Source organism: Mycobacterium sp. (assembly GCF_035640695.1).
In the GTDB taxonomy this organism is placed as follows: domain Bacteria; phylum Actinomycetota; class Actinomycetes; order Mycobacteriales; family Mycobacteriaceae; genus Mycobacterium.
This window is the reverse complement of sequence record NZ_DASQVQ010000048.1, coordinates 1-22,580: the sequence shown is the minus strand read 5'-3', so window position 1 is coordinate 22,580 and position 22,580 is coordinate 1. Positions and strand designations below refer to the sequence as shown.

24 protein-coding genes are annotated in these 22,580 nt (G+C 68.4%); 6 read left to right on the top strand and 18 right to left on the bottom strand.

The genetic code is table 11. The features are described 5' to 3' along the window. Positions 1 to 26 precede the first annotated feature (26 nt). From VE759_RS05775 to VE759_RS05765, 3 genes are all read left to right on the top strand, one after another. Positions 27 to 662 carry a peptidase M50 gene (locus VE759_RS05775; RefSeq protein WP_324929103.1) on the top strand — a complete coding sequence of 212 codons (636 nt, stop codon included), beginning with the start codon at positions 27 to 29 and terminating at the stop codon, positions 660 to 662. A 136-nt stretch (positions 663 to 798) separates the two neighbouring features. Further along, positions 799 to 1,578: a site-2 protease family protein gene (locus VE759_RS05770; protein ID WP_324929101.1), complete on the top strand. Its 780-nt coding sequence runs from the start codon at positions 799 to 801 to the stop codon at positions 1,576 to 1,578. A gap of 43 nt (positions 1,579 to 1,621) precedes the next feature. Beyond that, a complete protein-coding gene (locus VE759_RS05765) occupies positions 1,622 to 2,512 on the top strand; it encodes a cation diffusion facilitator family transporter (protein ID WP_324929099.1) in 891 nt (296 codons plus the stop codon). A 3-nt stretch (positions 2,513 to 2,515) separates the two neighbouring features. Here VE759_RS05765 and VE759_RS05760 read toward each other — a convergent pair whose 3' ends face one another. After that, the gene (locus VE759_RS05760; protein ID WP_324929097.1) at positions 2,516 to 2,929 is read right to left on the bottom strand and encodes a DUF3151 domain-containing protein; all 414 of its coding nucleotides are present in this window, start codon (positions 2,927 to 2,929) and stop codon (positions 2,516 to 2,518) included. A gap of 92 nt (positions 2,930 to 3,021) precedes the next feature. On the opposite strand from VE759_RS05760, the gene VE759_RS05755 reads away from it, so the two are divergent. Further along, entirely contained in the window at positions 3,022 to 3,885 is an 864-nt protein-coding gene (locus VE759_RS05755; RefSeq protein WP_324929095.1) for a DUF4878 domain-containing protein, read from the top strand. Here VE759_RS05755 and fbaA read toward each other — a convergent pair. Then, complete coding sequence (fbaA, locus tag VE759_RS05750) at positions 3,882 to 4,916, bottom strand: class II fructose-bisphosphate aldolase (RefSeq protein ID WP_324929093.1); 1,035 nt, start codon at positions 4,914 to 4,916, stop codon at positions 3,882 to 3,884. The genes VE759_RS05755 and fbaA overlap by 4 nt on opposite strands. Before the next feature lie 102 nt (positions 4,917 to 5,018). On the opposite strand from fbaA, the gene VE759_RS05745 reads away from it, so the two are divergent. Continuing rightward, positions 5,019 to 5,705 (top strand): DedA family protein, encoded by a 687-nt coding sequence (locus tag VE759_RS05745; RefSeq protein WP_324929091.1) that lies wholly within the window; start codon positions 5,019 to 5,021, stop codon positions 5,703 to 5,705. Here VE759_RS05745 and VE759_RS05740 read toward each other — a convergent pair. Genes VE759_RS05740 through VE759_RS05700 form a run of 9 tightly spaced genes read right to left on the bottom strand, consistent with a single transcriptional unit; the run spans position 5,702 to position 14,986 of the window. Beyond that, on the bottom strand, positions 5,702 to 6,889 hold the full coding sequence (locus VE759_RS05740; RefSeq protein WP_324929089.1) for a VWA domain-containing protein: 1,188 nt from the start codon (positions 6,887 to 6,889) through the stop codon (positions 5,702 to 5,704). The genes VE759_RS05745 and VE759_RS05740 overlap by 4 nt on opposite strands. Continuing rightward, the gene (locus tag VE759_RS05735; protein WP_324929087.1) at positions 6,886 to 7,557 is read right to left on the bottom strand and encodes an SRPBCC family protein; all 672 of its coding nucleotides are present in this window, start codon (positions 7,555 to 7,557) and stop codon (positions 6,886 to 6,888) included. The genes VE759_RS05740 and VE759_RS05735 overlap by 4 nt, the downstream gene beginning before the upstream one ends. After that, positions 7,554 to 8,432, bottom strand: coding sequence for a MoxR family ATPase (locus tag VE759_RS05730; RefSeq protein ID WP_324929085.1), 879 nt, complete (start codon positions 8,430 to 8,432; stop codon positions 7,554 to 7,556). The genes VE759_RS05735 and VE759_RS05730 overlap by 4 nt, the downstream gene beginning before the upstream one ends. Further along, positions 8,429 to 9,022: a nucleotidyltransferase family protein gene (locus VE759_RS05725; protein WP_324929083.1), complete on the bottom strand. Its 594-nt coding sequence runs from the start codon at positions 9,020 to 9,022 to the stop codon at positions 8,429 to 8,431. The genes VE759_RS05730 and VE759_RS05725 overlap by 4 nt, the downstream gene beginning before the upstream one ends. Then, positions 9,019 to 9,888 (bottom strand): XdhC family protein, encoded by an 870-nt coding sequence (locus VE759_RS05720; protein ID WP_324929081.1) that lies wholly within the window; start codon positions 9,886 to 9,888, stop codon positions 9,019 to 9,021. Before VE759_RS05720 ends, VE759_RS05725 begins: the two co-directional genes overlap by 4 nt. Before the next feature lie 22 nt (positions 9,889 to 9,910). After that, entirely contained in the window at positions 9,911 to 12,301 is a 2,391-nt protein-coding gene (locus VE759_RS05715; protein ID WP_324929079.1) for an aerobic carbon-monoxide dehydrogenase large subunit, read from the bottom strand. Then, positions 12,298 to 12,873, bottom strand: a complete 576-nt coding sequence (locus VE759_RS05710) for a (2Fe-2S)-binding protein (RefSeq protein WP_324929078.1) — start codon at positions 12,871 to 12,873, stop codon at positions 12,298 to 12,300. The genes VE759_RS05715 and VE759_RS05710 overlap by 4 nt, the downstream gene beginning before the upstream one ends. Positions 12,874 to 12,875: 2 nt before the next feature. Continuing rightward, complete coding sequence (locus VE759_RS05705; RefSeq protein WP_324929076.1) at positions 12,876 to 13,766, bottom strand: xanthine dehydrogenase family protein subunit M; 891 nt, start codon at positions 13,764 to 13,766, stop codon at positions 12,876 to 12,878. A 59-nt stretch (positions 13,767 to 13,825) separates the two neighbouring features. Next, positions 13,826 to 14,986 carry an XdhC/CoxI family protein gene (locus VE759_RS05700; protein ID WP_324929074.1) on the bottom strand — a complete coding sequence of 387 codons (1,161 nt, stop codon included), beginning with the start codon at positions 14,984 to 14,986 and terminating at the stop codon, positions 13,826 to 13,828. 34 nt (positions 14,987 to 15,020) lie between these two features. Between VE759_RS05700 and VE759_RS05695 the strand changes: the two genes are divergently transcribed. After that, on the top strand, positions 15,021 to 15,971 hold the full coding sequence (locus tag VE759_RS05695; protein WP_324929072.1) for a LysR family transcriptional regulator: 951 nt from the start codon (positions 15,021 to 15,023) through the stop codon (positions 15,969 to 15,971). On the opposite strand, the gene nhaA is transcribed toward VE759_RS05695, so the two are convergent. The 7 genes from nhaA to VE759_RS05660 are packed head-to-tail and all read right to left on the bottom strand — an operon-like array spanning position 15,968 to position 22,546. Continuing rightward, positions 15,968 to 17,794, bottom strand: a complete 1,827-nt coding sequence (gene nhaA / locus VE759_RS05690; protein ID WP_324929070.1) for a Na+/H+ antiporter NhaA — start codon at positions 17,792 to 17,794, stop codon at positions 15,968 to 15,970. The genes VE759_RS05695 and nhaA overlap by 4 nt on opposite strands. Beyond that, positions 17,794 to 18,891: a glycoside hydrolase family 76 protein gene (locus VE759_RS05685; protein WP_324929068.1), complete on the bottom strand. Its 1,098-nt coding sequence runs from the start codon at positions 18,889 to 18,891 to the stop codon at positions 17,794 to 17,796. Before VE759_RS05685 ends, nhaA begins: the two co-directional genes overlap by 1 nt. Before the next feature lie 15 nt (positions 18,892 to 18,906). Then, the gene (locus VE759_RS05680) at positions 18,907 to 19,551 is read right to left on the bottom strand and encodes an RNA methyltransferase (RefSeq protein ID WP_324929066.1); all 645 of its coding nucleotides are present in this window, start codon (positions 19,549 to 19,551) and stop codon (positions 18,907 to 18,909) included. Continuing rightward, a complete protein-coding gene (locus VE759_RS05675) occupies positions 19,544 to 20,449 on the bottom strand; it encodes a hypothetical protein (RefSeq protein WP_324929064.1) in 906 nt (301 codons plus the stop codon). Before VE759_RS05675 ends, VE759_RS05680 begins: the two co-directional genes overlap by 8 nt. A gap of 4 nt (positions 20,450 to 20,453) precedes the next feature. Then, the gene (locus tag VE759_RS05670) at positions 20,454 to 21,233 is read right to left on the bottom strand and encodes an SDR family oxidoreductase (RefSeq protein ID WP_324929062.1); all 780 of its coding nucleotides are present in this window, start codon (positions 21,231 to 21,233) and stop codon (positions 20,454 to 20,456) included. Further along, positions 21,226 to 21,786 carry an orotate phosphoribosyltransferase gene (gene pyrE, locus VE759_RS05665; protein ID WP_324929060.1) on the bottom strand — a complete coding sequence of 187 codons (561 nt, stop codon included), beginning with the start codon at positions 21,784 to 21,786 and terminating at the stop codon, positions 21,226 to 21,228. The genes VE759_RS05670 and pyrE overlap by 8 nt, the downstream gene beginning before the upstream one ends. Continuing rightward, positions 21,773 to 22,546: an SDR family NAD(P)-dependent oxidoreductase gene (locus VE759_RS05660; protein ID WP_324929056.1), complete on the bottom strand. Its 774-nt coding sequence runs from the start codon at positions 22,544 to 22,546 to the stop codon at positions 21,773 to 21,775. Before VE759_RS05660 ends, pyrE begins: the two co-directional genes overlap by 14 nt. Between the last annotated feature and the right edge of the window lie 34 nt (positions 22,547 to 22,580).

The window sequence follows — 22,580 nt, the reverse complement described above, 5'->3', positions numbered from 1 at the left end:
TATCCCAGCATTGACGAGGAGTTTCGTTGGCCGCCGCGGACGTCGCAGTGTTGTTGTTCGGTGATCACCGGCTGCCCGGGCGGTTGGCTGGGTTGCCCGTGGCCGACGCCGCCGACATCGACGCCGCGTGCCGCGATCATCGCCGGTTGATCGTCGTCGGCTCGGACGCCGACCTCGCCGCGGTGCTCACCGAGTTGCTGCGCACCGAAAGACTCGATGTGGAGATCGGATTCGTGTCGCCGCACCGCTCGGCGGCCACCCGCGCCTACCGGCTGCCGCGGGGCCGCCGCGCGGCGCGGCGGTCGCTTACCGGAACCGCGCGGCGGGTTCCGCTGATCCGCGACGACACCGGGCATGCGATAGCCGGCGCCGCGATGTGGCGCGGCGTGGATGGACCGTTGCACGGGGAGGCGGTCGTCGACGACACCACGTTGTTCGACGGCGACGTGGCCTGGGTGCGGGTGGAACCGACCGCAAGGATGCCGGGGCTGCGGGCGGCGGTGGTCACGTTCGGTGGCCGCAGTGGGCGCTGGGTGACGGGCAGGGCCGCGCAGCTGGGCACAACGGGCGCATTGGTGAGCCGCGACGGCGTCGCCGCCGAGCGGGCCGTCAAGCGCTCGACGTTCTATCGGCACATCACGGGCTGGCTGCTGGTGAAATAGCGCGGGCCGGCTCACGGTTTCGCCGAGACCGACGTTTTGCGAAGCGCTACTCGGACTTTTTCGGCAAAACGTCGGTCTGGAGTGACCCGGCACACGAGGCAGGGTCGGGAGGTTGCCGCTCCGGTAGCTTCGTGTGGTGAACATTCGCCCGATCCAGCAGTCGGTACGGCCGAGCCCGGTGTTCCTGGCGATTTGCGGGATCACCGCGGCCGGCGGCGTGCTGGCATGGCTGGCCCAGGAGTCGGTGACCCCGATGTCCTACGTCGGCGTGTTCGTGTTCGTGATCGCCGGTTGGCTGGTGTCGCTGTGTCTGCACGAATTCGCCCACGCGTTCACCGCGTGGCGCTTCGGTGACCACGACGTCGCGGTGCGCGGCTATCTGACGCTGAACCCGATGCGGTATTCCAATCCGCTGCTGTCGCTGGGTCTGCCGCTGTTGTTCATCGCGCTTGGCGGGATCGGCCTGCCCGGCGGAGCGGTTTATGTGCGCACATCGTGGATGACGCCGTGGCGGCGCACGCTGGTCGCGCTCGCCGGTGCGATGGTCAACGCGGTGCTGGCCGTGGTGCTGCTGGTGCTCACCTATCTGTTCTTCGACCCGCGCCATGCGGTGTTCTGGTCCGGGATGGCGTTTCTCGGCTTCCTTCAGGTGACCGCGGTGGTGCTGAACCTGTTGCCGATTCCGGGGCTGGACGGCTACGGCGCACTGGAACCGCACCTGAGCCCGCAGACTCAGCGATCGCTGGAGCCGGCCAAGCAGTTCGGCTTTTTCATCCTGCTGATCATCCTGCTCGCGCCGCCGCTGAACCGCTGGTTCTTCGGCATTGTCTACTGGTTCTTCGACCTCTCGGGAGTGCCGCACGTCCTCGCCGCCCTCGGCGGCCAACTGACCCGGTTCTGGTCGGCCTGGGGCTGACAACGCCTTGCAACATATGCGTTAATCCGCATATATTGCATATATGGGCGTGGGGCACGATCACACGGAGACCGACACCCGAGTTTCCCGCATGATCGCCGCGTCGGTCATCCTTGCCGCATTCTTCCTGCTCGAACTGGTTGTCGCGGTCGTCATCGATTCGATCGCGTTGCTTGCCGACGCCGGTCACATGCTCACCGACCTGGTCGCGATGTTCATGGCGGTGACCGCCGTGGTGCTGGCCCGCCGCGGCAGCCGCTCGCCGGACCGCACATACGGCTGGCATCGCGCCGAGGTGTTCGCTGCGACCGGCAACGCGGTTCTGCTGCTTGGTGTTTCGGTGTTCATCATGTACGAGGCGATCGACCGGATCGGCCGCGCCCCGGAGATCCCCGGCGTCCCGATGGTCACCGTCGCGCTGGCCGGCCTGGTCGCGAATGCGGTGGCGATCCTGCTGCTGCGATCCGGTGCCGACAGCCTGGCGGTGCGCAGCGCGTACCTGGAGGTGCTCGCCGACGCGGTCGGCAGCGTCGGCGTCCTGATAGCCGGCGTGGTGACGCTGACCACGCAGTGGCGCTACGCCGACGTCGTCGTCGGCGTGCTGATCGCGTTGTGGGTGATCCCGCGGGCAATCTCGTTGGCCCGGGCCGGGCTGCGGATTCTGTCCGAGTCGTCACCGATCCACATCGACGTCGACGAGTTGCGTGCGGCCCTGTGCGCGGTCGACGGCGTCACCGGGGTGCACGACCTGCACGTGTGGACACTGGTGCCGGGTAAGGACATGGCGACCGCCCACCTGACCAGTCGCAAGGACTCGGCACGAGTGCTCGAGGAGGCCAGGGCGGTGCTCGCCGCCCGCGGGCTCGAGCACGCGACGGTTCAGGTGGAGCCACCCGACGGCAGCGGCGACTGCCGGGAACAGACGAACTGGTAGGGCTTACAGCCCGAGCTGTGCGCGGGCCTTCGGATCGCAGTCGTCGAGCAGATCAAGGCACCGGTTGAACTCGTCGGTCTCACCGATCGCGTCGGCCGCGCGGGCCAGCACCGCCACACACCGCAGAAATCCCCGATTCGGCTCGTGGTCATACGGCACCGGCCCGAAACCCTTCCAGCCGTTGCGCCGCAACTGATCCAGCCCGCGGTGATATCCGGTCCGCGCATACGCATAGGCGGTGATCGCCTTGTCGTCGGCCAGCGCATCCTCCGCCAACGCCGCCCACGCAACCGACGCGGCGGGGTGCGCCGCGGCGACGATCGCGGGGTTCTCGTTGGCCCGCAGCTCGGCCTCGGCCGCCTCGTCGGCGGGCAACAGAATCGGGTCGGGCCCCAAAAGGTCTCCGATCGGTGTCATGGGCACCATTGTGCCGTGCGGCGGTGCGGCGGGGCGGCCTGGAGTCGATAAGCTCCAGCGGTAGCACCACCACGGGGAGGACACCAACACCCATGGCAGACCCATCGGGGGCCGACGCCGACGCAACGGCCGAATCCGACGCACCGTCAACCGCGGATGACCCGGCCACCGACACCCAGCCGGCCCGGGCCGTCGGCTCCGAGCCGCCCACCGAGGCGTTTTCGGGGTCCGGGGAGGTCGACACCGCGGAGCCGACCGAGGTGATCAGCGCGCCGGGCCGGACGCCGCCGCCGGAACCCGCGCGGCGGCCGGAACGACGCTTTACCGCGCCGTCGGGTTTCGACGCCGGCTCCACCGAGAAAATCGACGTCGGCCCGGAGCCGGCTACCGAGGTGATGTCGGTGCCGACGGAGCCCGTCGAGCGGCCCGCCGTCGGTCAGCCTCCGCTGCTTCCGCCGAGAAGTGCTGCGCCGCGGTCGATTCCGCCGCGCGGAGGTTCCGGGCCGGGCAGGCGGCGCAGTTGGGGTTGGGTGTTGGCGCTGATCCTGGTGATCGCGGCGCTGGCCGCGGTCGCGATCCTCGGCACGGTCTGGTTGACGCACAAGGGCTCGCCAAGGGCGTCGCGTCAGGATCAGGTCCGCAGCACCATCGAGGACTTCGACATCGCGGTGCAAAAGGGTGACCTCGCCACGCTGCGCGGCATCACCTGCGGCACCACCCGCGACGCCTACGTCAGCTACGACGACCGCGCGTGGGCCGACACGCATGCCCGAGTGGCCGCGGCCAAGCAGTATCCGGTGGTCGCCAGCATCGATCAGGTCGTGGTCAACGGCGACCATGCCGAAGCCAACGTGACGTCGTTCATGGCGTTCGACCCGGCGACGCGCTCGACGCGCAGCTTCGACCTGCAGTTCCGCGACAACCAGTGGAAGATCTGCCAGGCACCGAATGGCTAGCCGGTGACCGACCGGCCCGCGCTGTGCAGGTCCTTGCAGGCCTCAACGACCCGGTCCGACATCGCGGCCTCGGCCTTTTTCATATAGCTGCGCGGGTCGTAGACCTTCTTGTTGCCGACCTCGCCGTCCACCTTCAGCACGCCGTCGTAGTTGGTGAACATGTGCCCGGCCACCGGGCGAGTGAACGCGTACTGGGTGTCGGTGTCGACGTTCATCTTGACCACGCCGTAGCGCAGCGCCTCCTCGATCTCCGATTTCAGCGAGCCCGATCCGCCGTGGAAGACGAAGTCGAACGGCTTGGCGCCGTCGGGCAGGCCGAGCTTGGCGGCGGCCACCTTCTGGCCCTGGTCGAGAATGTCGGGGCGCAGCTTGACGTTGCCGGGCTTGTAGACGCCGTGCACGTTGCCGAACGTGGCGGCCAGCAGATACTTGCCGTGCTCGCCGGTGCCCAGCGCGTCGATGGTCTTCTCGAAGTCCGCCGGCGTGGTGTAGAGCTTCTCGTTGATCTCGTGCGCGACGCCGTCTTCCTCGCCGCCCACCACGCCGATCTCGATCTCGAGGACGATCTTCGCGGCCGCCGCGGCCTTCAGCAGCTCCCGCGCGATCTCGAGGTTCTCGTCGATCGGGACCGCCGAGCCGTCCCACATGTGTGACTGAAACAACGGGTTCTCGCCGGCGGCCACCCGCTTTGACGAAATCGCGAGCAGCGGCCGCACGTAACTGTCGAGCTTGTCCTTCGGACAGTGGTCGGTGTGCAGCGCGACGGTGACCGGGTACTTCTCGGCGACCACGTGGGCGAACCCGGCCATTGCGATCGCGCCGGTCACCATGTCCTTGACGCCGAGGCCGGAGCCGAACTCGGCCCCGCCGGTGGAGAACTGGATGATGCCGTCGCTGCCGGCGTCGGCGAAGCCCTTCAGCGCCGCGTTGATGGTTTCCGAGGACGTGCAGTTGATGGCCGGGAACGCAAACGAGTTCTCCTTGGCGCGGCTGAGCATCTCGGCGTAGACCTCCGGCGTGGCGATGGGCATGGGCGTTCCTCTCGGCTGATCCAGGTCTCGACCCGCAGTATCCCAGGAACGAGCGCGACACGATGGGGGGTTCACACCCCGGCGCCGGTATGTTTGGGCCCCATGAGCACGACCATGATGGCCCTGCCGAGCCTGATGGACCCGATGTACTGGATCGGGCCCGGCGGCTTGTTCGCGTCGGCGGTGCTGCCCGGCATCCTGCTCATCGTCTTCATCGAGACCGGGCTGCTGTTCCCGATCCTGCCCGGCGACTCGCTGTTGTTCACCGGCGGCCTGCTGGCCGCGGGCGGGACGCTGAACATCTGGACGCTGGTGATCGCGATCCCGGCCGTCGCCGTCGCCGGCGACCAAACCGCCTACTTCATCGGCCGCCGGATCGGGCCTGCGCTGTTCAACAAGGAAGACTCGCGGTTCTTCAAGAAGCACTACGTCACCGAGTCACACGAGTTCTTTGAGAAATACGGGCCGTTCACGATCATCCTGGCCCGCTTCGTGCCGATCGTTCGGACGTTCACCCCGGTCGTCGCCGGTGTCTCGAAGATGCGCTATCCGGTGTTCCTGGGCTTCGACATCGTGGGCGGCGTGCTGTGGGGCGCCGGCGTGACGCTGCTGGGTTACTTCCTGGGCAACGTGCCGTTCGTCAAGGCGCACCTCGAGCTGATGATCCTGCTGATAGTCGTCCTGTCGATCCTGCCCGGCATCATCTCGGTGGCGAAGGGTCTGCGGGACCGGCGCCGGTCACGCGGCTCCGGCCCGCAACCGGAACCGCTGCCCGAGCAGTCGAGCTAGCGCCCGCGCAGCGCGACAAACAGCTCGCCCAGGCCGGCAAGTGAATTGGCGGGCAGGAACAGATCGCAGTGGGGCAACGCGGCCGCCATCGATCCGGCGAGCGGCCGGAAGCCGCGGTAGGCGGCGCGCGGGTTGAGCCAGATGAGTAACTCGGCGCGCCGCCGGACCCGGCCCAGTGCGCGTTCGAGCACTTCGGGCGGCTCGCTGTCCCAGCCGTCGGAGGCGATGACCACGACCGCGCCGCGCAGCGCGTTGCCGTGCGGCGGCGACAGCAGCTCGCCGATGCAGCGACCCAGATGTGTTCCGCCGTACCGGTCGATGACCTTGGCGTTTGCCCGCGCGAGCGCGACCTCGGCCGAGCGGTGTGACAGCACCGGCGTGAGCCTGGTCAGCGACGTCGAGAACGCGAAGACCTCCGGGCGAATCCCCGCTTTCCGCAGCGCGGTGGCCCGCATGAGATGCAGGTACATCGTCGCGTACGGCTGCATGGACCCGCTGACGTCGCACGCCAGGACGACGCGACGCGGCCGGACGCGGCGGCGGGTGCGCGCCAGCATGACCGCCTCCCAGCCGGTTGCCCGCGAGGCGTGCATCGTGCGCCGCAAATCGATCCACTTTCCGTGTTGGTTCTCTTCGCGGCGCAAGGTGCGCCGGCGCGGCCAGTGGGCCTCGGCGTGCTCGAGCCACGAACCAAGAAGACGCAGATCCTGCGGATCGAACCGGTCAAAAGGTTCCTCCGCGCGCGCAACGATGCGGCTCGGCAGCACATCGGGCAGCGCTACGCCGTTGGGTTGCCCGCCGGTCGCGGTCGGCGACGACCGACGGGTGGTCCATGGCAGGCCGCCATCGGTTGCGACGCCGCCGTCTCGTATACCGGGTGCGGGCGACGGCGGCGCGCCCCGGATTGCCTTGCGCGCGTGCTGATCCACGGCAAACACCGCGTCGGTGAAGATTGCGTCGAACACCGCATTGAAGGGGGCGATGTCATCCATCCGATTCACCAGTGTGAGACGCGCCGCCCAGTACAGCTGCGCGCGCGTGCGCGGAGCCAACCGGCCAAGCGCGTGCACGAAGGCGGCCGGCCCGCTGGCCGATACCACCACCCCGCCGGCGCGTATCCGCGCAACCAGCGCCGCCGCGAACGTCGCCCGATCGACGCCGCGCAGCAGAAACGGAGCATTCATTGCCTGCGGCGCAAGACTTTACGGCCGAGGACAAGGAGCAGCAACAGCGAAAGCGACGCCACCGCGACCGCGGCGGGAACGTACTTCTTCAGGCTGGCGCCGGCCAAGTCGAGCAGGTCTATTGGCTCCGGCTCGGCCGACGTCGTCGCGGCGGCGCTTTCGGTTGCGGCCACCGGTGTCGCGGTGGCGCCATCGGTAGCCGCCACCGGTTCGGACGATGCGGCGGATCGGGCCAGCTTCGCCTCGAGAGATTCGACGAATTCGCCAAGCAGCTTCTCCGATACCTGCTGCAAAATCGAGCTGCCGAACTGGGCGAGCTTGCCGACGATCTTCAGGTCGGTGTCGACGGTGACGCCGGTGTGGTCGCCGGCCTCGCGCATCTGCGCGGTGACGGTGGCCGCGGCGTTGCCGGTACCGCGCTGCTCCTTGCCCTTTGCGTCAATGACGGCGCGGTGGTTCTCCCGGTCGAGCTCGACGAAGCGCGCCCTGCCGCTGAACTCGGTGGTGACCGGGCCGACCTTGACTTTCACCTTGCCGAGGTAGTCCTCGCCGTCCCGGCCGGTCATCTGCGCGCCCGGCATCAGCGGGATGACCTGCTCGAGGTCGCTCAGCACGTCCCAGGCTTGTTCCAGCGGTGCGCTGACGGCGAACTCGTTGGCGATCTTCACTGCTGAATTCCCTTCACATAGTCGGCGAACGCGTCCCGAATGGTGTCGCGGTCGTCCGGGGTCTTGGCGAGCGCACCGAGGCCCATGATCGCGTCGGATGCCGAGAACTCCGCTACGCCGAGCGACACCAGCGCCGCGACCCAGTCGATGGTCTCCGCGACACCGGGCGGTTTGTCTAGATCGAGTTCCCTTGCGGTGCCGACAAATTGGGCCGCATGCTCGATCAACGCGGTGGTGGCGCCCGGCACGGTCCGCCGGACAATCGCGGCCGTCCGTTCCGGCTGCGGGTAGTCGATCCAGTGGTAGAGGCACCGCCGCCGCAACGCGTCGTGGAGGTCGCGACTTCTGTTCGACGTGAGCACCGCGATCGGGGGGCGTTCGGCGACGAAGGTACCCAGCTCGGGCACGGTGACCGAGGCCTCACCGAGGAATTCCAGCAGCAGCGCCTCGAATTCGTCGTCGGCGCGGTCGATCTCGTCGATCAACAGCACCGGCGGTGTCGGGCCGCGATACCGCACGCACTGCAGGATCGGGCGGTCGACCAGATACGTCTCGGTGTACAGGTCGGATTCGTCGATACCGGCGCCACGCGCCTCGGCGAGGCGGATGCTGAGCAATTGGCGTTGGTAATTCCAGTCGTAGAGCGCCTCGCTGGCGGTGAGTCCCTCATAGCACTGCACGCGGACCAGCGGCGCGTTCAGCGCGGCAGCGAGCGTCTTGGCGGCGGTCGTCTTGCCCACGCCCGGCTCGCCCTCGAGCAGCAGCGGACGGCCCAGGCCCACCGCGAGGTAGACCGCCGACGCGGTACCGACGTCCAGGAGGTAATCGTGCGCGTCGAATCGCGCGATTACGTCGTCGACGTCACCAAATGTCATGGCGTCACCGACGCGAGCAGTCGTTGGTAGTCGTCCCAGGTGTCGACGTCAAGCGGAACGGCGCCGTCGACGACCACCTCGCGGACGACGATGCGGCCGGATTCGATGATCTGCCACACGCCCTTGTCGCCGTGCAGGCCCACCAGAGCGCCAAAGACGTCGGTACTGAACCAGAATGGATGACCGATGCCGTCGGTGTAGCGGCACACCGCTATCGGGGCGGATCCCTTTTCGGCGATCAGCCGCCGCACCGCGCCCGGCGCCAACCCGGGCTGATCGCCGAGCATCAGCACAATGCCGGTCGCGTGCGGATCGATGCTGCCCAGCGCCGCGCGCAGCGACGACGAACATCCGGAGCCATAGTCGCCGACGATTACCACATCGACGTCGCCGAGCGCTACAGCATCAAGAACCGCGGCCGCGGCGGCGCCGAGCGTGACGATGATCTGGTCGAACGAACATGCCCTCGCGACGTCGACCGACGCACCGAGTACCGTGTTATCACCAAGGGGCAGTAGCTGTTTCGGCGTACCGAGGCGGCTGGAGCCGCCAGCCGCCAACACGATGCCGGTCACCGGCCTCGTGTTCATGTTTGCGCTCTGGTCGCGAACGACTGCCGGCATGCCGAGGAACAGAACCAGAAGTGCTCGCCGCGCACGCGCAAGTGTTCGGTGTCCGGACCGACCGTCACCGTCATGCCGCACACCGGATCGACGGCCTCTTCCGTCTCGGTCGTATCGGCGATGATCGAGGTGCCGCCACGAACCTCCTGAATGATTTCGGCAATGATCGAGACGGCGATCTCGCCGGGTGTCTTCGCGCCGATCGCCAAGCCGACCGGGGTGTGCACCCGGTGGCGCTCGGCGTCGGTGAGGCGCAGCCCGTCGAGGATCGCCGCACCGCGAATCCTGCTGGCGACCAACCCGATATACCCCACGCCGGCGTCAAGGGCGCCGCGGATCATCTCGGCTTCCGGTCCGCCGTGGGTGGCGACCACCACCGCGGTCGCCTGCCGCAGGTCCGCCGAGTCGTCGCGTTGCACGTCGTATCCAAGCACGGCGCACACCTCGGCGAGCTTGTCGGCGATCGGCGTGGAACCGCATATCCGCACCAACGGCGCGGGAACCTGTGGTGCCAAGAAGATCTCCAGTGCGCCACCGGACAGGCACGGGTTCACGACGACGCATGCGCCCGGTGCGTCCGGAAAGTGCGCGTCGCCGTCGGGCAGCACCCGCAGCAGCACGCTCTGGCCCGCCTGCAGCGCGCCCAGCGCCGCCTTGCGCACGGAGTTCTGCGCGCACTGGCCGCCGACGAATCCTTCGATCGTCCCGTCTTGCAACAGGATCGCCTCGTCACCCGCGCGTGCCGAGGCGGGTTGCTGCGCACGGACCACGGTCGCATGGACGAACGGCGTGCGGTCCCGCAGCAGCTGCTCGGCACGTTCACTAATGGTCATCGCCCAAGCCCTCAATCGGCCCTCAGATCGGCGGTGTGGGCCGGCCCTGCATCGCCTCCCACACCCGCGAGGGCGTGAGCGGCATGTCGGCGTGCCGAACGCCGAACGGCGCCAATGCATCCACCACCGCGTTCACCACCGCCGCCGGTGAGCCGACGGTGGCCGATTCGCCGATGCCCTTTGCCCCGATCGGGTGGTGTGGCGACGGCGTGACCGTGAATCCGGTCTCGAGGTCGGGCACCTCCAGCGCTGTCGGGATCAGGTAATCCATCAATGACCCGCCCAGGCAGTTGCCCTCCTCGTCGAACGCGATGATCTCCATCAGCGCCATGCCGATGCCGTCGGTGATCCCGCCATGCACCTGGCCCTCGATGATCATCGGGTTGATGCGGGTGCCGCAGTCGTCGACGGCCAGGAACCGTCGGACCTTCACCACGGCGGTGCCGGGATCGATGTCCACGACGCAGAAATACGCGCCGTACGGGTAGGTCAAGTTCTCCGGGTTGTAACAGATTTGAGCGTCCAGGCCGCCCTCGATGCCCTCCGGCAGGTCGCCGGCGCCGTGTGCGCGCATCGCGATGTCCTGAATCGTCACCGACGCCGACGGGTCGCCTTTGACGCGGAATGATCCCTTCTCCCACTCCAGGTCGGCGATCGATGCCTCCAGCATGCCCGAAGCGATGATCTTCGCCTTGTCGCGGACCTTGCGCGCGACCAGCGCCGCGGCCGCGCCCGAGACCGGGGTCGACCGGCTGCCGTAGGTGCCGAGGCCGAACGGCGTCTGGTCGGTGTCGCCGTGCACGACGTCGATGTCGTCGGGCGGAATCCCGAGCTCTTCGGCGACGATCTGGGCGAATGTGGTCTCGTGGCCCTGCCCCTGCGTCTGCACCGACAGGCGCACAACCGCTTTGCCGGTCGGGTGCACGCGCAGCTCGCAGCCGTCGGCCATGCCCAGCCCGAGGATGTCCATGTCCTTGCGCGGTCCCGCCCCGACGGCCTCGGTGAAGAACGACATCCCGATGCCCATCAGTTCCCCGCGTTGGCGGCGCTGCTTCTGCTCGGCGCGCAGCGCGTCGTAGCCGATCATGTCCATGGCCTTGCGCATCGTGGTCTGGTAGTCGCCCGAGTCGTAGACCCATCCGGTCTTGCTGCGGTACGGAAACTGATCGGGCCGCAGCAGATTGCGCAGCCGCAGCTGCGCCGGGTCGATCTTCAGCTCGTAGGCCAGGCAGTCCACCAGTCGTTCGACGAAGTACACCGCTTCGGTGATGCGGAACGAGCATGCGTACGCCACACCACCGGGCGCCTTGTTGGTGTAAACCGCGGTCATGTGGCAATAGGCGGCCTCGATGTCGTAGCTGCCGGTGAATACGCCGAAGAAGCCGGCCGGGTACTTCACCGGTGCGGCCGTGCCGTTGAACGCGCCGTGGTCGGCAAGCACATTCGAGCGGATCGCCAGAATCTTGCCGTCCTTGGTCGCGGCGATCTCGCCGACCATGATGTAGTCGCGCGCGAAGCCTGTGCTGGTGAGGTTTTCGCTGCGGTCCTCCATCCACTTCACCGGCTTGCCGAGCAGCAACGAGCCGACGATCGCGCACACATAGCCGGGATAAATCGGCACCTTGTTGCCGAACCCGCCGCCGATGTCCGGTGAGATCACCCGGATCTTGTGTTCGGGCAACCCGGCCACCAACGCGTACAGCGTGCGGTGCGCGTGCGGCGCCTGGGTGGTCGACCACAGCGTGAGCTTGCCCGACACCGGGTCGAGATCGGCCACCGCGCCGCAGGTCTCCATCGGCGCGGGATGCACTCGGGGATAGACGATTTCCTGCTTGACGACCACATCGGCCGTCGCGAACACCGCCTCGGTCGCCGCCGCATCGCCGGTCTGCCAGTCAAAGCAGTGGTTGTCGGTCTTGCCCTCGAGGTCGGTGCGGATCACCGGGGCTTCGGGGTCCAGGGCGCGTCTTGCGTCGATCACCGGGTCCACTGGCTCGTACTCGACATCGATCAATTCGAGCGCATCACGTGCGGAGTACCGGTCCTCGGCGACGACGAACGCGACCTCCTGGCCCTGGAACCGCACCTTGTCGGTGGCCAGTACCGCCTGAACATCGTTGGACAGCGTCGGCATCCACGCCAGGCCTTTTTCGGCGAGGTCGGCCCCGGTGACCACGGCCTTGACCTTCGGATGTGCTTGGGCCGCGGTGGTGTCGATGCCCACGATGCGGGCGTGGGCGAACGGCGAACGCAGGATCGCCAGGTGCAGCATGCCGGGCAGCGCCACGTCGTCAACATAGGTGCCGCGGCCCCGGATGAACCGCGGATCCTCCTTGCGCAGCATGCGGCCGTGCCCGCACGGCTTCTGGTTGTTATCGAAGAGTTCCTCGGGGCGAGATTCGACCGTTGTCATGAGGGGCTCCCGGCTTCCAGCAGCGGCTCGGCGGCGTCGCCGCCGTGAGTGGTGTCGGTCTGTGCCTCCGGCGCGAATTCCGCATCGGTGGGGCCCGATTCGACGGTGCGCCCGTTGCCGTGTCGGGCCGCCCATTGGATGGAGCGCACGATCGTGGTGTAGCCGGTGCACCGGCAGATCTGGCCGGAGATGGCCTCGCGGATCGTGGTCTCATCGGGGTCGGGGTTGCGGTCGAGCAGTGCGCGGGCGGTGATCATCATCCCCGGCGTGCAGAACCCGCACTGCAGGCCGTGGCACTGCATGAAGCCCTCCTGCACCGGGTCGAGTCGGCCATCGACCTCGAGGCCCTCGACCGTGCGCACGTCGTGCCCACCGGCCATCGCCGCCAGCATGGTGCAGGATTTCACCGGTTCGCCGTCCACCGCGACCACGCAGGTGCCGCAGTTGCTGGTGTCGCATCCCCAGTGAGTTCCGGTGAGCCGCAATTGATCCCGCAGAAAGTGCACCAGCAGCATCCGAGGTTCGATGTCGGCGGCCACCGATTCGCCGTTGACTGTCATGTTCACCTGCATGGTCAGCGCCCTTCGGATCGGTGTTCGCCGCGCACCCGCTGTGTCGCGGTGCGCAGCGTTCGGATGGTCAGCTCGGCGGCGAGGTGTCGCTTGTATTCGGCACTGCCCCGCATGTCAGACACCGGCGCACACGCGTCGGCGGCGCGCCGGCCGGCCTCGGCGAACACGTCGTCGGTGGCGGCCCGGCCGGCCAGCTGGTCCGACACCGCGCGCAGCCCCGCGGCGTCGGCGTTGACGGCGGTCAGACCGACCCTGGCCGCCGCGAGCGTGTCGCCGTCGAGGGCAACCGCGGCACCGGCGGCGGTGACCGCCCAGTCTCCGACGCGGCGCTCCACCTTGGCGTAGGCGCTGGATGCGTTCGGCGGCCGGGGAATCCGGATTTCGGTGAGCATCTCGTTGCCGGCGAGCGTGGTCTCGTATGGGCCTGCGAAAAAGTCGTCGATCGCGATCTCGCGAGTGCCCGATGGACCACGAACAACGCACACGGCGCCCAGCACCGTGCACACGGTGGTCAGATCCTCGGCCGGATCCGCCTGGCACAGCGATCCGCCGACGGTGCCGCGGTTGCGCACCACCGGGTCGGCAATCATCCGCTCGGCATCGCGAAAGATCGGACAAACCGCCGCCAGCGCGTCGGACTCCAGCACCTCGCGGTGGCGGGTCATCGGACCGATGCGAACCACGTCGGTATCCATCACGATGTAGCCCAGCTCGGGCGCCAAGTCGTTGATGTCGACGAGATACTCCGGATTGGCGATGCGCAACTTCATCATCGGCAGCAGGCTGTGGCCGCCGGCGATTATTCGTGCGTCTTCGCCCAGCCGGTCCAGCAATCCGATGGCGTGGTCGACGCTGGTGGCGCGTTCGTATTCAAAGGGCCCGGGCACCTGCATGTGACACACCTCACATCAGCGGGAAGAGAACTCCAGTCTCGGCCCGTCTGACGTGCCCGTCAATGGCGACTTAAGTGATCGCTTAACTGGCTGGAGGTGTCCGGCTCGTGGTGGATGCGGCCGCCGATCTCGGTCAACGGCCGGCCACCGCCGCCCCAGCGGCGGGCGATGATCTCGGCGGCGATCGACACGGCGGTTTCCTCCGGGGTGCGCGCGCCGAGGTCGAGCCCGATCGGGCTGGCCAGCCGGCTCAGCTCCGCGTCGGTCAGGCCCGCCGCACGCAGCGCGGCTACCCGGTGCTCGTGGGTCCGGCGAGAACCCATCGCGCCCACATAACCGACGTCGGGCAACCGCAACGCCGCCTCCAGCAGCGGAACATCGAACTTCGGGTCATGGGTGAGCACGCAGATCACCGTGCGTCCGTCGAGCGAGCCGGCCTCGGCCTGGCCGGCCAGATACCGACTCGGCCACTCGACGACGACCTCGTCGGCGGTCGGGAAGCGGGCCCGGGTGGCAAACGTCGCGCGGGCATCGCAAACGGTGACCCGATAGCCGAGCAACGATCCCTGCCGGGCGAGCGCCGCGGCGAAGTCGATGGCACCGAACACCAGCATCCGCGGCCGCGGGGCATGGCTCGATATAAACACTTCCATCCCGGTGCCGCGCCGCTGACCGTCGGGCCCGTAGGTGAGCACTCCACTGCGGCCCGCAGCGAGCAGGCCGCGCGCGTCGTCGCCCACCGCGGCATCGGCGCGGGCCGACCCGAGCGAGCCGTCGACGCCATCCTGACGGATCACCAGTCGGCGTCCGATCCAGTCGGCGCTCGGGTGCGACACCACGGTGGCGACCGCCGTCGGCCGATGCGCGCCGATGTCCTCGGCGACGGCCTCCAGTTGCGGGAAAGTTTCCCGCGAGACCGGCTCGACGAAGATGTCGATGATGCCGCCGCAGGTCAGGCCGACCGCAAACGCGTCGTCGTCGGTGACGCCGTAGCGTTCCAACGTCGGTTTTCCGGTGCGGGCGACCTCGATGGCCAGGTCGTATACGGCGCCCTCCACACAGCCGCCCGACACCGACCCGCTCACCGCGCCGTCGGGCGCAACGACCATCGACGCACCCGGCGCGCGCGGCGCGGAACGAAACGTTCGCACCACGGTCCCGACGCCGGCCGTGCCGCCGGCACGCCAGATCGACATCAGCTCGGCAAGCACGTCACGCACGCTGCTCAATCTATGCCCAACGTAGGCTCGATTCGTGACGCCGGCTCAGCTTCGAGCCTTTTCGGCCGTCGTCCGGCTCGGGTCCGTGCACGGTGCGGCTGACGAACTCGGCATGTCCGACGCGGGCGTGTCGCTGCACGTGGCCGCGCTGCGCAAGCAGCTCGACGACCCGTTGTTCTACCGAACCGCCTCTGGTTTGGCCTTCACCCCGGGTGGTCTGCGGTTGGCCAGCCGGGCGATCGAGATCCTCGGCCTGCAACACCAGACCGCGATCGAGGTGACCGAGGCGGCGAAGGGTCGCAGGCTGCTTCGCATCGCCGCGTCGAGCGCGTTCGCCGAACATGCGGCGCCGGGCCTCATCGAACTGTTCTCGGCGCGCGCGAAGGATCTGTCGGTGGAGTTGAGCGTGCAGCCGACAAGCCAATTCCCCGACCTGATCACCGCGCGCGCCGTCGACATCGCGCTCGGACCCGTCAACGACGATCCCGGCGACGCGATCGTCGTGCGGCCCTTCCTGAAGTACCAGATCATCACGGTGGCAGCGCCGGACAGCCCGCTGGCGACCCACTCTTGCACGCCGGCGCTGCTGCGCGAGCAGGAATGGATGCTGGGCCCGTCCGGCGGAAGTGTCGACGGAGAAATCGCCGGAATGCTGCGGGCACTGGCGATTCCGGAATCTCGGCAACGGATCTTTCAGAGCGATGCCGCGGCGCTCGAGGAGGTGCGGCGGGTCGGCGGTGTCGCCCCAACGATCGGATTCGCCGTCGCCAAGGATCTGGCGGCCGGCCGCTTGGCCCACATCAAGGGGCCGGGCCGACAGGGCGAATGGAGCGCGTTGACGCTCACACCGGCCGCCCGGCAACCGGCTGTTTCGGAATTGCTGCGCTTCATCACAACGCCTCGATGCACCCAGGCCATGATTCGGGGCACCGGCGTCGGCGTGACCCGATTTCGGCCGAAAGTGCATGTCACGCTCTGGAGTTAGTCACGAACCCGGCTGGCCTCAAGCGCGCGGATCAGGGTGGCCGCGTCGAACGGGCCCTTGTGCCGTTTGCCGCCGACGAAGAACGTCGGCGTGGAGCTGAGGTCCATCACCTCGGCATCAAGCGCGTCGTCCTCGACGCGGTGGCGCACCGCTGACGAGTGGATGTCGTCGTTGAACTTCTCGAGGTCCAGCCCCAGGTTGTTGGCGTAGCGGTAGATGTCGGGCCATTCCAGGTCGTTCTGGTTGGCGAACATCGTTTGCGCCATCTCCCAAAATCGACCCTGCATGTGCGCCGCCTCGCTGGCCCAGGCGGCGCCGAACGCGTGCGGATGCACCCGCTCCAATGGCAGATGACGCCAGACATACCGCAGTTGGTCGCCGAAGTACTCGCGGACCTCGTCGATGGATCCGGTGGCGCGGCTGCAGAACGGACACTCGTAGTCGCCGTACTCGACCAGCGTCAGCGGCGCGGCCGGATCGCCGCGGATGTGGTCTCGATCCGGGTCGACAGGACGAACCAACTTGAGGCCCACCGGCTTTGGCGGCCACAGTTTGTCGGTGAGGCGAAACATCACCCAGCCGAGCGCGAAAGCGATGACCGATGCGGTGAGCACGCCGATGCGGGCGAGGTCCTGGCTGCGGGGGTCGGAGATCGCGATATCGACGATGAACAGCGCGATCGTGAATCCGATGCCGCACAACGCCGCTCCACCTGCGACGCGGCGTTGGGTGAGGCCGGGAGCCAGCTGCCCAAGCCCGATCCCGCAGACGATCGCCGTCGCTCCGGAGATGCCGACCAGCTTGCCGACCACCAGGCCGACGGCGATGCCCCAGGCCAGCGGTGAACGGACCGCTGCGGTGAGCGACTGCTGGTCGAGCCGCACGCCGGCATTGGCCAGCGCGAACAGCGGCAGCACCGTGAACGAGACGAACGGCGTGAACGCGGTGCGCAGCCGCTCGTTGATGGACAACGAGTCGCGCAGAGTTCGCGTCGCCGCGCGGGCGTACTCGGAGTTCGGCGACTGGCGGAAAGCGCGGATCAGCTCGACCGCACGTTCCACCCGCTCCCGTTCCGGGGTGAAGACGCGAATCAGCAGCGCGACCGCCACGCCGGCCAGCGTCGGATGCACGCCCGCCCGAAACAGCGCCAGCCACAACGCGAATCCGCCGACCGCATACCCTGCCGTTCGCGCGGTGGGCAGGTAAGTCACCAAGCGGATCAGCACGATCAGGCCGAGGGCGATCAGCAGCGGGACCATCCGGACCTGCGCTGAGTAGAACACCGCGATCACGAGCAGCGCCCCGACGTCGTCGACGATGGCCAGCGTCAGCAGGAAGGTACGCAACCGCGCCGGGTATTTCGGCGCGATGACGGCGAGCGCACCAATCAGAAACGCGGTGTCGGTGGAGATCACCACGCCCCACGCGCGCGCGTTGTCACCGGACGGGTTGAACAGCAAGAAGATGGCGGCCGGCAGGATCATCCCGGCCAGCGCGGCCACGACCGGCACCCTCGCCCTGGCGCGGTCGGTCAGCTCGCCGATGATGAACTCGCTCTTGACTTCCAGCCCGACCACGAAGAAGAAGAACGCCATCAGCCCGTCGTTGACGATCTCCTTGGCCGTCAGCTCGGCGTGGGTATCCCCGAAGGTGATGCCGATCGGGGTGCTCCAGAAAGCCGAGTAGCTGTAGCCCCAAGGCGAATTCGCCCACAGCACCGCGATGGCGGTGGCCCACAGCAGCAGCGTGGCCGCGCTGGTTTCGGTCGAGGACGCCGCGCCTCGCCGGTTGAACACCGACGGCAGCAGGCGGGCGACGGTCATCAGGCCGTCAGCACGTGGGCGGCCTCCATCAGCATCCAGCCGGACAGCTGGACCGACAGGTCGCGTTCGGGGATCTCCGACGCGGACACCGCGCCCTCGACGAACTTGGCGGCCCCGGCGGCGCCCGTCGGCACCGCGGCGGCCTTGTCCCAGTCCGCGCCGAACAGCGGCAGCCCGTCGACGCTCTGCCGGTAGTCCCATGCCGACTGCGCGGACGTCAGCACCATGTTGCGGGCGGTCTCGCGGGTGGCGATGTCCTCGGGCGCGTCGCCGGGCAGCGTCGTGGCCGCCAACGTGAGGTAGCGCACAAGGATGCCGGCGAACAGCCCGCCGTCGCCGCCGCCGCAGCCCTTGATCACGCCGTCGTTGGTCATGTGGTCCCGTACCGCCGCCACCAGCCGGTGCACCCGCGGCGGGTGCCGCTCGTCGCTGGTGCGCGCGGCCAATTCGGTCTCGAGGCCGAGCACCACGCCCTGGCAGTAGGTGTATTGGGCGCGCACCAGCGAGCCGGCCTTGATGCCGTCGAACACCAGATGCGTCTCCGGGTCGATCAGCGTCTCGTCGATCCAGTCGGCCATCTGCTGCGCGCGTCGCAGTTTGCCGTTGCGCGCCAAGAAGATTGCGGCCGGGCCGTTGGCCGGGGCGTTGAAGAACTGGTCCTGTTTGCGCCACGGGATGCCGCCGCCGTCCTCGGGCACCCAGGCCTTCATGAACTGGTCGGTGAGCTTGTCCAGTGCCCTGGCCCGCTCGACCCCCAGCAGCCGGGAAGCCCGCTCGAGCGCCAGGGCCAGCCAGGCCATGTCGTCGTAGTAGTCGTTGATCCACCGGCCGGTGTTGCGCAGCCGATGCGCCCGCACCTGCCTGTCGATTCGCTTCAGCCGGTCGGGTTGCGGGTCACGGAGTTGCGCGTCGATCAGGCAGTCCAGCAGGTGGGCCTGCCACCAGTAGTTCCAGCTGCCGAACCATTTGTCGCGCCTTGTCGGTGGCCACCCCACGACGCCCAGCTGTGTTGCGGGCAGGTACCACAACCGCTTCAAGTGTCTGGCCGTCACCGCCGCCTCGGCGCTGGCCGCCCGGTTCGCCCACTGCTGCTCCATACCCCAAATCCTGCCCTACCACGCGCGGTTCAGGTCGCCATGTTGAGTGATCCAGGCGTGCATCGCGATGCCCGCCGCGACCGCGGCGTTGATGCTGCGCGTCGAGCCGAACTGGGCGATCGACACGATGAGGTCGGCGCCGGCCTTGGCCTGCGCGGTGATGCCCGGTCCCTCCTGGCCGAACACCAGAAGGCAATCGCGCGGCAACGTGGTGTGTTCGAGCCGGACGGCACCCGGCACGTTGTCCACCGCGACCACGCCGAGCCGGGCGTCGGCCGCGAACGCCAACAGCTCGGCGGTGGTGTCGTGATGGAGCAGCCGCTGGTAGCGGTCGGTCACCATCGCGCCGCGCCGATTCCAGCGGCGCCGGCCGACGATGTGCACGGTGTGCACGGCGAATGCGTTCGCGGTGCGGACCACGGCGCCGATGTTCGCGTCATGGCCGAAGTTTTCGATCGCGATGTGCAATGGGTGTCGACGGCTGTCGATGTCGGCGATGATCGCTTCACGTGTCCAGTACCGATAGCGGTCGACGACGTTGCGGGCGTCGCCGTCGCGCAAGAGCCCGGGGTCGTAGCGGGGGTCGGTCGGCGGCGGCCCCTGCCACGGCCCGACACCCGTTGTGCCGCTGACCCATTCGGTGGGGCCCTGGTCAGTCACGGGTGGTCCAGACCGCGGCGTGCGTGCCGACCACCGACAGTGTCGCGTACAGCAGCGCCTCGTTGATTTCACCCTGAGTACATACGGACGCGTTGACCTGCACCGCGCCGAGCTTGGCGTCCGGCAACACCAGCACCGAGGCCCCGTAGGCCGCGCAGGCGTGGCTGAGGCCCTGGCCCTCGGGCAACGTCGGCGACACCACGATCATCATCGGGCCGCCCCGCCGCTCGGACTCGTCGCGGTATCGGGCCGCGACGCCGGAGGCCGCCAAACCCAGCAGCAGGTAGCCGTTTCCGGTGAACACCGCCGGGTCGCCCAGCTGCTGCGGGCTCACCTGAGCGCCGTCGCCGCGCCACGCCTCGACGCTGGTGGTCTTGACCACCAGGCCGCCGGTGTCGTTTTCGTTGGTCGGCAGCGCGCCGACCGGGAACGCCACCGGGTAGGCCGACGCCGATCCGGGGATGCGGTCACGCGGCGAGTAGACGTAGATCCCGCGCACCTGGCTCTGGTCCTCGATCTGGCCGAGGCACACCGTGCCGGTGACCCGATCGGGGTTCGGCGCGGCCAGCGGTCGGATCGCCAGGTTGGCCACCTCGCGGCAGCTGCCGATGCCGTTGGCTTCAATCGGGTGGGCCAGCGCGCCGTACAGTCCGAACCGCAATTCCTCCGGTTTGGCGTGCGGCTTGCCCGGTTGCGAGGGGGCGGCGTCGACGTCGACCAGCACATGCTTGCCCTCCCAGCGCAGGTTGGACAGCCCGATGTTGAAGCCGAGCACCGCCACCGACTCGCCGACCTTCGCGGCCTGGGCGCCGTAGGGACGGGTGCTCGGATCGGTGTGCGAGCACGCGACGGTCACCGCCAACACGGCAGCCGACAGCAGTGCGACCAGGACACGCAATGGTCTAGGCCGATGTCCGCTTGTTGACCAGCCTGGTCAGCCACGGGGGGCTCAGTTGCGCCGAATAGTAGGCGGCTTTGGTCTGGCGGCCGACCGGGAAATGCACCTTGCGCGAACGCGAGCGGCGGTGTGCGACTTGCCAAGCGGCTTCGGCGATGTCGTCGGCGGTCAGGTGCACGCCGAGCGTCTGCACACTCTTGATGTCCATGCCGGCGACCATGTCGGTGTTCACATACAGCGGCCACAACGCACGCACGGTGATGTCGTGTGGGCGCCACTCCAGTTCCAGCGCCTCGGTCAGCCCGCGCACCGCGAACTTCGTCGCACTGTAGGACGCCAACCCCGGCTGTCCGTAGATCGCCGACGCCGAGCACAGGTTCAGCACGCGCGCACCAGCCGTATCGCGCAGGTAGTCGAACGCCGCGAGGCAGCCGAACAACATACCGGTGACGTTGACGTCGACGATCTGCCGGTGCCGGGCCGCGGGGATCTCGGCGAATCCGCCGGAGGTCAGCACGCCCGCGTTGTTGACCAGGACGTCCAGGCGACCGCCGGCCGGCTCGACGAAGCCGGCCAGCGCCGCTTGCCACGCCGCGAAGTCGGTGACGTCCATCGCCGCCGTCCAGACCGTCCAATCATTTTCTGCCGCTTCGCTTTTCAGCGCAGCGAGCGACGCATCGTCGATGTCGACGGCGCCGACGGTGCAGCCAGCACCGGCGAACCGCCGGACGATCGCACGGCCGATACCGCGGCCCGCGCCGCTGACGAACACCGATTCAGCCATCGGCCAACCCGAGAGCGGCCAGGCCGAGCGCGCTGCGATAGCGCAGTCCTTCGGCTTCGATCGCCTCGGCGGCGCCGGTGTCGCGGTCCACCACGGTGGCCACCCCGACAACCTCGCCGCCGGCGTCGCGCACCGCCCGCACCGCGCTCAGCGCCGAACCTCCCGTCGTGCTGGTGTCCTCCACCACCAGCACCCGCCGGCCGGACACGTCGGGACCCTCGATAAGTCTTTGCATGCCATAAGTTTTCACCGATTTACGGACGATGAACGCGTCAATTGGCCGGCCGGGAGCGTGCATGATGGCCGCCGCGACCGGGTCGGCGCCCACTGTCAACCCGCCGGACGCGTCGTACTCCCAGTCGGCGGTCAGCTCCCGCATCAGCTTGCCGATCAGCGGAGCGGCCTTGTGGTGCAGCGTTACCCGCCTCAGGTCGACGTAGTAGTCGGCTTCCCGGCCCGACGACAGGGTGACGCGCCCGTGCACGATCGCGAGTTCGCGCACCAGGGCGGCCAGTTCGTCGCGGTCGGTGGCCGTGAGCTCAGGTACGGCCACGACCCTGACCGAAGGTGTTGGTAACGGTGCGCGCCAGGTTTCGCGGTACGAGGCGGCTCGCGGTGGTGATCGCCTTGTACGGCGCACCCGGGATGATCGTCACCTTGCCCTTGGCGACTTTGGACAGGCAGTCGGCCACGACGTCGTCGACGTCGAGCCACAGGATTGACGGCACCGACGGCCGCGGGATCCCGGCGCGCCGATGAAATTCGGTGTGGACGTAGCCGGGGCACAGCACGTGCACACCGACGCCGGTACCGGCCAGCCCGCCGGCGAGGCCTTCGGAGAACGAAACCACCCACGCCTTGGAGGCCGAGTACGTCGACCCGCGGCCGATCAGCAGCCCGGCCACGCTCGCGACATTGATGACGGTGCCCGCGTCGGCGTCGAGCATCGGCGGCAGTGCGGCGCGGGTCAGTCGCATCACCGCGGTGACGTTGGTGTCGAGCTGGGCCTGCAGCAGCGCGGGATCGGCGGCCCAGAATTCACCCGAGGTGCCGAAACCGGCGTTGTTCACAAGCACCCGCACGCCCGCGGCCAGGCGTTCGGCGACCCTGGCCCGCGCTGCCGCGTCGGCCAGATCGGCGGTCAGGATCTCGGATCGGGTGCCGTGCTTTGCGTGCAGCTCGGCGGCCAACGCGTGGAGACGCTCGGTGTTGCGGGCAGCGAGCACCAGATCGAATCCGTCGGCGGCGTAGCGGCGGGCGAAACCTGCACCAAGTCCGGAGGTCGGCCCGGTGATCAGGGCGACGGGTCGCACTGCGGCCACAGTTATCGCTGGTAGCTACGCGGGC